Origin of the sequence: Rossellomorea aquimaris (assembly GCF_001877785.1) — a bacterium.
Classification (GTDB): Bacteria; Bacillota; Bacilli; order Bacillales; family Bacillaceae_B; genus Rossellomorea; species Rossellomorea aquimaris_A.
In genome coordinates this window covers 272,554-285,837 of the sequence record NZ_MINN01000128.1, presented here as the reverse complement: position 1 = coordinate 285,837, position 13,284 = coordinate 272,554, and the positions used below count along the sequence as shown (strand labels likewise).

General features: G+C 45.3%; 15 protein-coding genes. 9 read left to right on the top strand and 6 right to left on the bottom strand.

The window, feature by feature from the left end; translation table 11 throughout:
* Positions 1-36: 36 nt before the first annotated feature.
* Together BHE18_RS19830 and BHE18_RS19825 are read left to right on the top strand one after the other, a co-directional pair.
* Positions 37-1,335 (top strand): alkaline phosphatase family protein, encoded by a 1,299-nt coding sequence (locus BHE18_RS19830; RefSeq protein WP_071620227.1) that lies wholly within the window; start codon positions 37-39, stop codon positions 1,333-1,335.
* 40 nt (positions 1,336-1,375) lie between these two features.
* Complete coding sequence (locus tag BHE18_RS19825) at positions 1,376-2,650, top strand: MFS transporter (protein ID WP_071620226.1); 1,275 nt, start codon at positions 1,376-1,378, stop codon at positions 2,648-2,650.
* 51 nt (positions 2,651-2,701) lie between these two features.
* Here BHE18_RS19825 and BHE18_RS19820 read toward each other — a convergent pair whose 3' ends face one another.
* From BHE18_RS19820 to BHE18_RS19815, 3 genes are all read right to left on the bottom strand, one after another.
* Entirely contained in the window at positions 2,702-3,337 is a 636-nt protein-coding gene (locus BHE18_RS19820; RefSeq protein WP_071620225.1) for an FMN-dependent NADH-azoreductase, read from the bottom strand.
* A 106-nt stretch (positions 3,338-3,443) separates the two neighbouring features.
* Positions 3,444-3,587, bottom strand: coding sequence for a hypothetical protein (locus BHE18_RS23345; RefSeq protein ID WP_171910756.1), 144 nt, complete (start codon positions 3,585-3,587; stop codon positions 3,444-3,446).
* 695 nt (positions 3,588-4,282) lie between these two features.
* On the bottom strand, positions 4,283-5,200 hold the full coding sequence (locus BHE18_RS19815; protein ID WP_268876474.1) for a DMT family transporter: 918 nt from the start codon (positions 5,198-5,200) through the stop codon (positions 4,283-4,285).
* Positions 5,201-5,468: 268 nt separating this feature from the next.
* Here BHE18_RS19815 and BHE18_RS19810 point away from each other — a divergent pair, with 268 nt between their 5' ends.
* A complete protein-coding gene (locus BHE18_RS19810; protein ID WP_071620223.1) occupies positions 5,469-5,807 on the top strand; it encodes an ASCH domain-containing protein in 339 nt (112 codons plus the stop codon).
* A 10-nt stretch (positions 5,808-5,817) separates the two neighbouring features.
* On the top strand, positions 5,818-6,258 hold the full coding sequence (locus BHE18_RS19805) for a hypothetical protein (RefSeq protein ID WP_071620222.1): 441 nt from the start codon (positions 5,818-5,820) through the stop codon (positions 6,256-6,258).
* Positions 6,259-6,337: 79 nt separating this feature from the next.
* On the opposite strand, the gene BHE18_RS19800 is transcribed toward BHE18_RS19805, so the two are convergent.
* Entirely contained in the window at positions 6,338-6,721 is a 384-nt protein-coding gene (locus BHE18_RS19800) for a YbaN family protein (RefSeq protein WP_071620221.1), read from the bottom strand.
* A 134-nt stretch (positions 6,722-6,855) separates the two neighbouring features.
* Positions 6,856-7,254 (bottom strand): potassium channel family protein, encoded by a 399-nt coding sequence (locus BHE18_RS19795; RefSeq protein ID WP_071620220.1) that lies wholly within the window; start codon positions 7,252-7,254, stop codon positions 6,856-6,858.
* Between the two features lie 173 nt (positions 7,255-7,427).
* Here BHE18_RS19795 and BHE18_RS19790 point away from each other — a divergent pair, with 173 nt between their 5' ends.
* Entirely contained in the window at positions 7,428-8,153 is a 726-nt protein-coding gene (locus BHE18_RS19790) for a TerC family protein (protein ID WP_071620219.1), read from the top strand.
* A gap of 68 nt (positions 8,154-8,221) precedes the next feature.
* Here BHE18_RS19790 and BHE18_RS19785 read toward each other — a convergent pair whose 3' ends face one another.
* Positions 8,222-9,271 (bottom strand): NAD(P)/FAD-dependent oxidoreductase, encoded by a 1,050-nt coding sequence (locus tag BHE18_RS19785; RefSeq protein ID WP_071620218.1) that lies wholly within the window; start codon positions 9,269-9,271, stop codon positions 8,222-8,224.
* A 178-nt stretch (positions 9,272-9,449) separates the two neighbouring features.
* On the opposite strand from BHE18_RS19785, the gene BHE18_RS19780 reads away from it, so the two are divergent.
* The 4 genes from BHE18_RS19780 to BHE18_RS19765 all read left to right on the top strand — a co-directional run bounded on the left by BHE18_RS19780 (position 9,450) and on the right by BHE18_RS19765 (position 13,259).
* Positions 9,450-10,295, top strand: coding sequence for an ABC transporter ATP-binding protein (locus tag BHE18_RS19780; protein WP_071620217.1), 846 nt, complete (start codon positions 9,450-9,452; stop codon positions 10,293-10,295).
* Positions 10,246-11,172 carry an iron-hydroxamate ABC transporter substrate-binding protein gene (locus BHE18_RS19775; protein ID WP_071620216.1) on the top strand — a complete coding sequence of 309 codons (927 nt, stop codon included), beginning with the start codon at positions 10,246-10,248 and terminating at the stop codon, positions 11,170-11,172. The genes BHE18_RS19780 and BHE18_RS19775 overlap by 50 nt, the downstream gene beginning before the upstream one ends.
* A 72-nt stretch (positions 11,173-11,244) precedes the next feature.
* Positions 11,245-12,252: a FecCD family ABC transporter permease gene (locus BHE18_RS19770; RefSeq protein ID WP_071620215.1), complete on the top strand. Its 1,008-nt coding sequence runs from the start codon at positions 11,245-11,247 to the stop codon at positions 12,250-12,252.
* Complete coding sequence (locus tag BHE18_RS19765) at positions 12,252-13,259, top strand: FecCD family ABC transporter permease (protein WP_071620214.1); 1,008 nt, start codon at positions 12,252-12,254, stop codon at positions 13,257-13,259. The genes BHE18_RS19770 and BHE18_RS19765 overlap by 1 nt, the downstream gene beginning before the upstream one ends.
* Positions 13,260-13,284 lie beyond the last annotated feature (25 nt).

Below are 13,284 nucleotides of genomic sequence, written 5' to 3'. Positions count from 1 at the left end.
TATAGTACAAACTTATCAACCACGATGGAGGACTTTATGACTCGTCTTACCGATCACTTAATCGTCATCTCTTTTGACTGTTTATCTGCACTGGATTATCCCAAACTTAAGGATCTCCCTCACTTCAAAGAACTGCTTTCCACGGGATCACTGTGTAAAAATGTCGAATCGATTTATCCGACCGTCACCTATCCGTGTCATGCTACGATTGTTACCGGCAATTTTCCGAACCGGCACGGCATCATTAATAATACCTTCATTCAGCCGGGCAGGGTGTCTCCGGACTGGTATTGGCACCGCCGTCATGTAAAGGGAACAACCCTTTATGATGAAGCAAAGAAAGCAGGCTTGAAGACTGCTGCCCTTTTGTGGCCTGTCACTGCAAAAGCGGATATCGATTACAATATGCCCGAGATTTTCGCCAACCGCCCCTGGCATAATCAAATCCTGGTTTCCTTGTTCAACGGAACGCCTTTTTATCAGTTGGATATGAACCGCCGGTTCGGTCATATCAGAAAAGGGCTTAATCAACCTGAACTTGATGATTTTGTCCTCGAATCGACTGTTGCGACCATTAAAGACAAGAAGCCGGATCTGCTTCTTGTCCATTTTACAGACCTTGATACACAGAGGCATTACCATGGATTTTCATCTCAGGAAGCAGATGCCGCCATCCGCCGCCATGATCATCGTCTTGGAAAAATAATCGGTGCACTCAAAGAATCCGGAATCTATCATAACTCTACTGTCATTGCGCTTGGTGATCACAGCGCACTTGATGAAACAAAGGCCATTCAACTAAATAGTTTGTTTAAGGATGAAGGGTTCATCACCCTGGACTCCAAAGGAAGGGTAATCGACTGGAAAGCTTATTGTAAAGGCTGCGACGGTTCTGCCTATGTTTATATAAAAGACCCCTCCATTAAAGACGAGATGAAACATCTACTATATGAACTGCATGGGTCCTCTTCTAATGGGATTCAGCAAATATACACAGGTGAAGAAGCAGGGGCAATGGGCGCCGATCCGTCGTGTGCATTCATGCTGGAAGCTGAGGTCGGCTATTACTTCAAAGATGTTCTGGAAGGAGACTTGATCCATCACATCACGACTGAAGATGTGCAAGAAAAACGGTATACTTGGGGCTCGCATGGCTACTCTCCCAAAAAAGAAAATTATCATACGATTTTTATGGCATGGGGAAAAGGGATTGTTCCTCATAAAGAACTGCCCGGTATGCACCTTGTTGACGAAGGCCCCACATTTGCAAGGCTTTTGGGGCTCGAGCTTGGAAGTACGGACGGGAAAGTACTTCAAGAACTTATAGATGAATAAAGATTAATAAAACGAATATGTTCCCGGGGAGGAATAGTTTATGAAGCGATTTTCCAAGGAAGAAAACAGCTGGATCTTTTATGACTGGGCCAATTCCGCCTATTCAATCATTATTTCAACGGCGGTTTTCCCATTATTCTATAAGGCCGCTGCAACAAATGCCGGCGTGAGCCCTTCAGATTCGACTGCTTATCTGGGTTATACCGTCGCCATCGCCACAATCATTCTCGCCATGCTGAGTCCGATCCTCGGGACGATTGCCGATTACCAGGGGTATAAAAAGAAGTTCTTTACGTTCTTTTTTGCCCTCGGGATCATCTTCACGGCGTCACTTGCCTTTATTCCCAGCGACCAATGGCTTCTGCTTCTCATCTTCTACACCGTTGCAGCGATAGGTTCGGCAGGGTCAAACGTTTTCTACGACGCTTTCCTGACAGATGTAACGACTGAAGAGCGTATGAACAAAATCTCCTCACGTGGGTTCGGTTTCGGTTATATCGGGAGTACCATTCCATTCATCATCAGCATTGCAATCATTGTGCTTTCGCAAAATGGCATCATTCCGCTTTCAACCACCTTTGCCAGTAAAATCGCATTCATTATTACCGCTGTCTGGTGGGGGCTGTTTTCAATCCCCCTTATAAAAAATGTCCATCAGCGTTATTTCATTGAACGTGAACAAAAGCCTGTCTCGAACAGTTTCAGGCGTTTGGGCAAGACATTGAAAGAAATCAGGCAGTACCGCGCCCTGTTCCTGTTTCTTCTTGCCTACTTCTTTTATATCGATGGAGTCGGAACAATCATTACAATGTCAACAGCTTATGGAACCGACCTTGGCATTACGGCGACAAATCTTCTGATCATCCTGTTTGTGACGCAGGTGGTTGCAGGTCCCTTCGCCATTTTATATGGACGCCTTGCAGAACGTTTTACAGGTAAAAAGATGCTTTATGTCGGGATCTGCGTTTATATCATTGTATGCATTTATGCATACTTCCTTGAGACAACCTTGGATTTCTGGATTCTCGCGATGCTTGTTGCTTCTTCACAGGGCGGGATCCAGGCGCTCAGCCGCGCATACTTTGCCAAGTTGATTCCAAAGAAAAATTCCAATGAGTTTTTTGGATTCTATAATATTTTCGGAAAGTTTGCATCCATCCTCGGCCCCCTCCTTGTCGGTATAACCGCACAGGTTACAGGTGATTCAAGCAGCGGTGTGTTCAGCCTTGTCATTCTGTTCATCATCGGTTTGACCATCCTTGCTTTTGTACCGGAACCAAAGGCTGGGGAAGCAGACAAACCGGCGGTATTATAAATAAAAGCACCTACAGTCCCGTTTGTCGGACAGCAGGTGCTTTTCATTTTTTTAAAAAGTATGGGCCATATCTTTTGCTCGCGCAATTCCGTCTGCTTTGATTTCATCTGCTTTGTCAGGCATGGCTGCATGCCCTTCAATGAAGAATCCCTGGAACGACGGTACCCCGAAGAATTGCATGATGATATGCAGGTAGCGGTGACCCATTTCCATGGAGGCAGCGGGACCTTCGGAATAGATACCTCCGCGAGCCTGGATGTGAAGGGCTTTTTTATCGGTCAAAAGCCCGACCGGCCCTTCGGCAGTATATTTGAAGCTTTTCCCTGCAACCGCCACCGAATCGATGTATGCCTTCATGAGCGGAGGGAAGGAGAAATTCCATAGAGGTGTGACAAATACATATTTATCAGCTTTTACAAATTGATCGGAAAGTTCGTTCAAACGCTGGACTTTTTGTTTTTCATCCGGGGACAATTCTTCAAACCCTTTTCCGGACTGCAATTTCCCCCATCCGCTGAAAACATCTGCATCGATATGGGGGATATGCTCCTTGTATAAGTCTATATGTACCACTTCATGATCCGGATTCGCTTCTTTATATGTGTCTATGAATGCTTTTGCTGCCGCCATGCTGTAGGACAAGGTATCATCATGTGGATGAGCGGTGATATACAATACTTTAGTCATATTAACCCTTCCTTATCATCATTTATTTTCGTCTTAATATTTTGTGGATAAATTGATATTCTATTCTATATAAAAAAGATGCTGCCACTTAAGACAGCATCTTTTCTTACTCTTCTTCTGCAGCCGCTCCAAACGGGTTGGCTCCGATGTTTTTTCTCATTTCTTCGGTCAATTCGAATGGTTCGTTTTCTGTTGGTGCGCCGCTGGCCATGTGGCTGCTTCCATCGTAGTGATATGGTTTGTTTTCCATCACTCAACACCTCCGTAAATTGTATGTATAGTGTGTCCCTGCCGATCGATTCCATCCTTCCGTGACATAAGTACCTTCAGTGCCCCGGAATGTTCAAAGAGTAAGTGACTTTATAACTATACTATGGATATAGTTATAATTCATTATTCCTAAAGAAAAATCCTTTAATTTTCTTGGAATATATATTTAGATTGGAAAATCGGGTGGAAATGACCCATAAGTGTAATAAGGAAGTAATCAGGCAGCAAAGAAAATTCGACATTAGCACGATAAACTTAATAGAGGCACAATTACCGGAATAGCGGCACAATTATCCTGATATCGGCACAAGTATTAAAAGTACCGGTCTTCACTGCTAGTTGGAGGTTGATTTTTTTTTATAAAAGGTGAATGGGGTCGATCAAACAAACGAGAAAATTCACTAATTAAAGTTAAAATCTGCTAATGTTGAGCAGCCGTTACTCTGCGAAAGCATCCACCAGTGATATAACCATTATAAATTCACAGACAGCAAAAAGCCCGAACACTCATTTGAATTCTTCTCTAAAAGAGTTCGAAATGATTGTCCGGATTTTCCAAACTGATTTATGCACAGCTCCCTTGATTAACTTTTGAAGCTGATCATCCCTGCTCCATACTCCCCTCAATACTATTGAACAGGACGCGATAATAGTCCATTTACATACATGTCTTGGTTAAAAATGATGGTTATGTTGTTTTTTAGAATAGAACCTTTGCCGTTTACGTTTGGTGATCAGTTCTTCCAGCGTTCCCGCCCCGCAGATGACACCGAGGATAATGAACACCAGGCCAAGTAAATGGTAGGAAGTGATTTTTTCGCCCAAAAACAACGCAGCCCCCACCAAGGAGAAAAAGGTGTTGAGATTAAGGAATATTGACGTCTCGGCCGCACCGAGCTTTCCGATTGAATGATTGTAGAGCATGTGCCCGAGTGCTGTTGCGAGCATCGCGGAAGCCAGGAACAGCACCCAGATCCCAATCGAGGCTTCATCCAGTTGAGAAATTTCCCCCGGCTCTGTTATCAACCCAATGATGAATAAAATCACTGAACCGAATACAAGCATATATCCAGTTAAAAGCCGCGGATCCAATGTCTTGGCAGCCCGGCTGATGATGATGAAGCTGAGTGCCTGTGAAAAAATCGAAATGAATACCATGGCATCCCCGCTGTTCAGATTACCGAGCCCTTCGCCGCCCGACAGCACGATGATCGATACGCCGATCCCGCCAAGGAGGAAGCCAATCACTTTTATGACGGTCGGCCGGTTCCTTAGAATAACCGAAGCCAGGAGTGCCGTCAGCAGCGGCCCCGTTCCCAGAATGAGTCCGCCATTGGTGGAAGTGGTCTGTGTAAGACCAACTGATAGAAAATAATGGTGGCTTACGACATTAAGCAGCCCTCCGCCAATGATGAAGAAGCTCTCCCGTCTGGTCGGTTTTCTTATTTTTTTCATGATCGCCAAGATGATAAATACGGTGACTCCTGCCGTGAAAATCCGCAGGGAAGTAATGGTTACCGGAGAGAATTCCGTCACCAGGGTTTTCAGTGCGGGGACATTGAACCCCCACATCATCATTATGAACACCAACACCAAGTAAGTCTGCCACTTTTTCACTATTCTCAAGACCTTTTCAATAAAATTTTGCAGTGTCAGTCACCGCTGCATTTCATACCATCATAGCACCCCTTATTCTTCTTTACTACGGTGAATCACGAAATTTCTTGAAGATAATTACATATAAACCCTCCTATCCTGTTCTTGCTTCCAGCAGATTAATTGTAAGCAGTATTAATTCCAGGTGCTGCTAATATCTCTGGTAATTATGTGCTATAGTAAAGAGCGAAAGGAGCGATTGACAATGAATAAACAAGAATTACCGCCTAAAACATGCAGCATCGAGCGTCTCGTTACGAACGAGGCAGATGTGGAGCTGGTGCTTCAAGGTAAAAAAACAGCAACGCGCCGCAACGGACGTTATGCCGATGAAGGCGAAATCATGGAGCTTAAAGGGGAAAAATACATAGTGGATAAAGTTTATTCCCAGGCACTTGGTGAATTGACAGACGAACATGCCAAGCAGGAAGGCTTTCAAACCGTGGAAGAATATAAAGAAACCATCCTCTCTTACCACCCCGGTATGCCTTGGCATCCAAAAATGCGTGTATGGGTGCATGAATTCAGTCCTGTGAACAAATAGGCCAGAGAGAATGGACTTAGTGTATCGTATTATCATCTATGTACACGTTCTGAGCGTGGTGGCGTCCATCGGGCCATTTTTTATTTTGCTCCCGATGATCAAAAAGCTTAAGGGCGCATCAGGAGAAGAATTGAATCCATATTTGGACACCTTCCGTTTCACCGTGCGTCTGTCAAAACATGCCGGACATGTGCTCGTCGGTTCGGGCGTCTTATTGGTGCTGATGGGGCCGTGGACATGGGGCACCCCATGGATATTGATGACCCTATTTATCATGTTTTGCTCGCTGTTCTTCCTGGCCAGGGCTTTTTCCCCGACGCTAAAGAGATTTAATGACCCTCGTGAGGAACGCGGACCTTTGACCGCAAAGTTGAAGCGGACCATTTGGACCTACCTCGTCCTCCTTCTTGCCATGCTGTGGTTCATGGTCGTTAAGCCGTCATTATGGTGATTGGCGTTTGAAAAGCTGCAAAAGGCGATGCCGCCCGGGAATCATTCCAGGCGGCCTCGCCTTTATCATTTCTCAATTGTCAGTAACTTCTCACTTTAACCGTCTTTATCTTGAAAATAAAATAATAATACTTATACACTATGATCATGCTCAGGATGACCTTGACGATTAATTTATCCGTCATGAAAAACGTCAGCAAAATCATCACATCGGAAAACACCATGAGAAAGGCCTTTTGACGGAATGTCATCGAACGATTCTGCACAAATCCTTCTAAATGCTTTTTATATACACCCGTCCCTTTGAACCAGACTTCAAAACGCCTCGACCCTTTCACAAAAAAATAAGAAGCCAGTAATAAGAACGGTGTGGTCGGGATGAGCGGCAGCACGACCCCAATGATGCCAAGTCCCATGAAAATAAATCCGAGTGCAATGAAGATGACTTTCTGAATGTCCCTCATACCACCCTCTCCCCTTTCCGAACAAGTTTCTCCTTTTATTGTATGTATCTCAAAGCCCTATCACAAGTGACAATTATTCAACATAATAAAAGGCCCGTCCCCTCTGCGGAAGAACAGTGGTAGACGGACCAAGATTATTCTCCATTTTTGGAATTCAGCATTTTCATGAAATAGGCGGATGGCAGCAGGAGTCCGATCGCTGCCTCGATAAGGGCGAAGAATCGCAGATGCCCAACCGGCAGATAGTCACCATAGCCGACTGATAGAATCGTTACCCCGCTGAAGTATAAATAGTTGGTGAAACGATGCGGGACGGCCTCGCCATCCGGCAGGCTGTATTTCAATACGGTTCCATTTGCCCCCAGACCATAATATAGAACTGCAAAAGCAACCGTGATGCCTGCGAGTACAAAAAACAGTTTATAGAACATCTTCTTACTGAAATAACTGTATTTGAATTCTTTATTCTTAAAGAAATAGAGTAAGTTTATAAATATAAACAGGATGGCTCCCAGTACGAGTATATTGGCCAAAACAAATTGTCCTCCTTAAGTTAATAGTACTACTTGTTTAACCACTTCCCTGCTTACTAAAACACCTTATTTTATACACGATGAAACGGCTGACCTTCTATCTTTCTACTTTTATGTTAAAATGAATAAGTTATGTTTTTTTGATAGATTTCAACTTAAGAGGAGGAACCATGATGGATTTTCTATTTCCACTGGGACTTGCCATATCTTCAGGTGCCATCATTGCGCTGTTGAAGATCATAGCCATCGATATCATCCTGTCGGGGGATAATGCCGTCGTCATCGCGATGGCTACGAGAAGCCTGCCAAAGGAACTTCAGAATAAAGCCATTTTCTGGGGCACTGCAGGTGCGGTGGTACTGCGGATTCTGTTCGCTGCGATTATTGTTTACTTATTAAAAATTCCATATGTCCATTTGATTGGGGGCATTTTGCTTCTGTGGATTGCTTATAAGGTATTGGTAGAGGAAGACGGGGACGCCGATATCAAGGCGCATACGGGACTCAGACAAGCAATCGGGACCATCATCCTGGCCGATGCCGTCATGAGCCTTGATAATGTGATGGCCGTTGCAGGTGCTGCACATGGTCATATCGGCATGATTGCTCTCGGGGTTTTCATTTCGATCCCTATCATGATATTCGGTTCCAAACTGATTGTAAAAGTCCTTGAGAAGTACCGCTGGATCGCCTATATCGGAGCAGGGATCCTCGCGTATACTGCAGGTGAGATGATTGTAAGTGACCATCAATTTATGAATCTTTTGAACTTCCATGAAGGTCCGTTCACCTACCTCATTACCATTGGCCTCACTGCTGCGGTCCTGTTGATCGGTTTCATCGTGAACAAGAGAGCATCAGAAGATAAACAGGAACAGAGAGTACATCAAGTTAATTAAAAAATATTAAAAGATGCCGTCGATTCAGGGACGGCATCTTTTCTTTATGTACTGAGCCCGCTGTTTGGTTATTTCACCATCTTCCGGACCAGTTCTTTATTCCTCTGTTTGAATACCTCATTGTGAGAAGAAACCATCGCCCTTTCTTCCGCTTCAGGCTGGATGAATGTCTTCGCCTTATTAACTGCATTCGCTGCATCCTGGAAAGCACCCGCGATCAAATTGACTTTCCCTTCATGCATCAGGATATCCCCCGCAGCATATAGACCGTCTACCGAAGACTCGCTGACAGAGTTGCCCTCAATATAAAAATCATTTGCCATCTTAATATCCAGGCTGCTGTTCTTCAACAGTGACGAATCGATTTCATATCCATGATTGATGATTACTTCATCGATTTCAAGATACGAAACCCCGCCTGTCAGGTGATTCGTCAGCTGAACCCTTTCGATGCGTTCGTGATCATCCCCGGCCATCAGTTTAGTGATGGAAGTGTTGAAGATACAGGCTGCTGTGCTGTTCATCAATTGGGCACACTGAGCTTCATGACCGTTCAGGGCTTCTTTGCGGTAGGTGACATACACTTTTTTCGCAATCGGCTCCAATTCATTTGCCCAATCGACTGCAGAGTTGCCTCCTCCTGAAATCACCACCGTCTTGTCTTTGAAGCTCTTCAGCGACTTCACTGTATAATGGAGATTGGAAATCTCGAACCGCTCCGCTCCCTCGATATCAAGCTTTTGAGGGTTGATGATGCCGCTTCCCACTGCTACAATCACAGCCCTGGAGAAATGTTTCCTGCCCGATGCCCCCTCCAGAATGAACAGGCCATCCTCACTCTGCATGATGCTCTCAACTTTCTCATTCAGGACGACTTCGGGATCGAAGGTCAATCCCTGCTGCACTAGCTGCTTGATCAATTCAGCTCCAGGTGTAGGGGTCAGTCCCCCTACATCCCAAATCATTTTCTCTGGATATACATGTACCTTTCCGCCCAGCATCGGCTGATACTCAATGATTTTCGTCTTCATTTCCCTAAGCCCGCTGTAAAAAGCAGAGTAAAGTCCAGCCGGACCTCCTCCGATAATCGTAACATCAAATAAATCCTGCTCTTTCATTTCCGTCCACTCCCCGTAATCAATCACTATTGATTATCATTCTCAATTACATACTACCTCTTTTTCTTCTAAGATACAACAATCATTCTATTGACATAAGGAAAAAAGAATTATAGTATGGTAATGTTCGAGAATGAGAATCGTTATCATTCAATCCACTATAAATGGAGGGCTCAACATGGTTCGCCTATATACAAATGAAATCAACATTGGCTATGGTGACCAACTGATTGTCAAGGATCTCAGCGTTCAAATACCTGATAAAAAAGTCACTACAATCATCGGATCAAACGGCTGTGGAAAATCGACTTTATTGAAAGCGATTACCCGCATCATCTCCCATCAATCCGGCAATGTCCTGTTGGATGGCGAAGATATTTCTAAAGGAAATACGAAGGAACTGGCAAAAAAAATGGCGATCCTGCCCCAGACTCCCGAAAGCGCAAGCGGTTTGACGGTCGGCGAATTGGTTTCCTATGGACGCTTCCCTCATCAAAAAGGTATGGGACGCCTGTCCAAAAAAGATTACGAGGTCATCAATTGGGCACTTGATGTAACGGGTATCACGGATTTCAAATACAGACAAGTAGACACTCTATCCGGCGGCCAGCGGCAGCGGGTATGGATTGCGATGGCCCTGGCACAAGAAACGGACATCATCTTTCTTGACGAACCGACTACATATCTGGACATGGCCCACCAGCTCGAAGTACTGGAGCTTCTGCAGAAATTGAATGCCGAACAGGAGCGTACCATCGTCATGGTGCTTCATGACTTGAATCAAGCCGCACGCTTTGCCGACTATATCGTCGCCATGAAAGAAGGAGAAATCGTAAAGGCCGGGGATTGTGAAGAAGTCATCACCCATGAAGTTTTGAAAAAAGTGTTTAATATTGACGCTGCAATCGGCAGAGACCCTCGAACAAATAAGCCAATGTGTATCACATACAACTTACTCAAAGGAGAAGATCGACATGAAAAAATGGATGCTTCCGCTTACGCTGCTGTTGGTGCTATTAGTTAGTGCCTGCGGCAATGGCACATCATCGGAAAAAGAAGAAGGTAAAGATAAAAAAGACAATAAAAACGAAACAATCACATACGAATCAGAAAACGGACCGGTTGAAGTCCCTGCAGATCCGAAGCGTGTCGTCGTCCTTTCCTCTTTTGCAGGAAATGTAATGGCTCTTGATGTGAACCTTGTCGGTGTCGACTCCTGGTCGAAGTTGAACCCGCGCTGGGAAGATGATTTAAAGGATGTTGAAGAAGTCACGGATGAAAGCCTGGAGAAAATCATTGAGCTTAATCCTGATCTTATCATCGGCCTGTCCAATATCAAAAATGTTGATAAACTAAACGAAATCGCCCCTACTGTCACATTTACATATGGAAAAGCAGACTACCTCACACAGCACATCGAAATTGGTAAACTATTAAATAAAGAAAAAGAAGCCAAAGCCTGGGTGGATGACTTCAAGAAGCGTGCCCAAACAGCAGGCGATGACATCAAAGCGAAAATCGGTGAAGATACGACCGTTTCAGTCATTGAAAGCTTCAATAAGCAGCTTTACGTTTACGGGAATAACTGGGGACGCGGTACAGAGATCCTTTATCAGGAAATGGATCTGAAAATGCCTGAAAAAGTAAAAGAAGAAGCGCTGAAGCCGGGATACTTTGCCCTATCAACGGAAGTCCTTCCTGAATTTGCCGGAGATTACGTGATTCTGAGTAAAGACCCGAAAGCGGATAATTCCTTCATGGACACAGAGACTTATAAAAACATCCCTGCCGTGAAGAACAACCATGTATTTGAAGTGAATATGATGGAATTCTATTTCAACGATCCACTTACCCTTGATTATCAGCTCGACTTCTTCAAGGAAAAATTCTTAAGCAATTAATCTTTTCAAAGAGGAATTCTTAACATAAGGATTCCTCTTCCTTTATACTCCAAAAAGAGATGATGATGTATAATGAGCACTTCCAAACAGAGATATATTCCATTTATCACAAAATTAATAGCTTCATTGGTGATCTTTTCAGCCTGTTTCCTCATTTCGGTGGTGTTCGGTGCAGCAGATACTACGATAAAAGACGTTTGGTCTGCCCTCTTTTCTTTCGGCGAAAATGAAAAAAGGACCATCCTTCAGGAAATCCGGTTTCCCCGTGCAGCGGCTGCCATCTTTGTCGGTGCAGCCCTTTCCGTTTCAGGTGCCATCATGCAGGGAATGACACGAAATCCGCTTGCAGACCCGGGTCTATTGGGACTGACAGCCGGGGCGAATGCGGCGCTGGCCGTCACCCTTGCCTTCATGCCTTCTGTTCAATCCTTCGGGATCATGATCGCCTGTTTTATCGGTGCCGGTGCCGGGGCCCTCATGGTGTTCGGGATCAGTTCCTTGAAAAGAGGCGGATTCTCCCCCCTTCGGATTGTATTGGCAGGAGCAGCCGTGTCTGCTTTCTTGTTCGCAATAGCTGAAGGTACCGGCCTGTTCTTCAAGCTTTCAAAAGATGTATCGATGTGGACGGCGGGAGGATTGATCGGAACTACATGGGGACAGCTGCAGATGATTGGCCCGTTCATAGGGGCAGGAATCCTTATTTCAATTATCCTGTCGAGACAGCTTACCATTCTCAGCCTGAATGAAGAAGTTGCCGTGGGATTGGGACAGCGGACCGCTTTTATTAAAACGATCCTTTTTATCGTCATTATTTTATTGGCAGGGGCGGCTGTTGCACTTGTGGGGAACATGGTGTTCATCGGACTGATGGTCCCTCACATCGTACGCGTGATCACGGGTACGGACTACCGGTTCATCATCCCTGTCTCCACCCTGCTCGGAGCATCATTCCTGCTGCTGGCAGATACGCTGGGGCGCACCATTAATGCCCCTTATGAAACCCCTGTGGCTGCGATCGTTGCGATAATGGGACTGCCTTTCTTTCTGTTCATCGTCCATAAAGGAGGGAAAGGTTTCTGATGATACATCCTGATTTAATCAAAAAACAAAGACTGCTCCTTATGATGCTTTCTGTCTTGATACTTTTAACGGCCTTTATCAGTATCGGATTGGGTTATTCATCGGTATCCTATGACCGTCTGCTCCCTACCCTGTTTGGAAATGGAAGCTTCAAAGAAGAATTCATCCTGTTTTCAATCAGGCTGCCAAGGATCATCATTACCGTCCTGGCGGGGATGGCCCTGGCCTTATCCGGTTCGATCCTGCAGGGAATCACCCGTAACGACCTGGCAGACCCGGGCATCATCGGCATCAATTCAGGAGCGGGAGTATCGATTGCTGTATTCTTTCTATTTTTCCCGATCGATGCCGCTTCCTTTGCCTATCTGCTGCCGATTGTTGCTTTTGCGGGAGCCCTGCTCACAGCATGCTTGATCTACTTGTTTTCTTACAGTAAACGAAACGGCATCCAGCCTGTACGCCTTGTGCTGGTCGGCGTCGGTTTCTCGATGGCCTTCTCGGGACTGATGATCATCCTGATTTCAGCCGCTGAGCGTCAGAAAGTCGACTTCATTGCCAAATGGCTTGCAGGAAGCATCTGGGGTACCGACTGGCCGTTTATTTGGGCAATCGTCCCTTGGCTTGTCGTCCTCATCCCGTTGACACTTTATAAATCCCAGATGTTGAATCTGCTCGGGTTGAGTGAACCTGTCTCAATCGGTGTCGGGATCTCCGTAAACCGGGAACGGTTCCTTATGCTGATTGCAGCCGTGGCTTTGGCCGCTTCTGCAGTATCGGTGACCGGCGGAATTGCTTTTATCGGCTTGATGGCCCCGCATATGGCAAAAGCTTTGGTCGGCCCCCGCAGCCAGATGTTCATCCCCGTTGCCATTCTCCTGGGGGGCTGGCTCTTGATGCTTGCCGATACCATCGGCAGGAACATCCTGGAGCCGGACGGTATCCCTGCCGGCATCATGATTGCATTAATTGGAGCGCCTTATTTTATGTATTTATTGTTGAAGAAATAGAATGATTGTTAGTAAGACTTTTCCG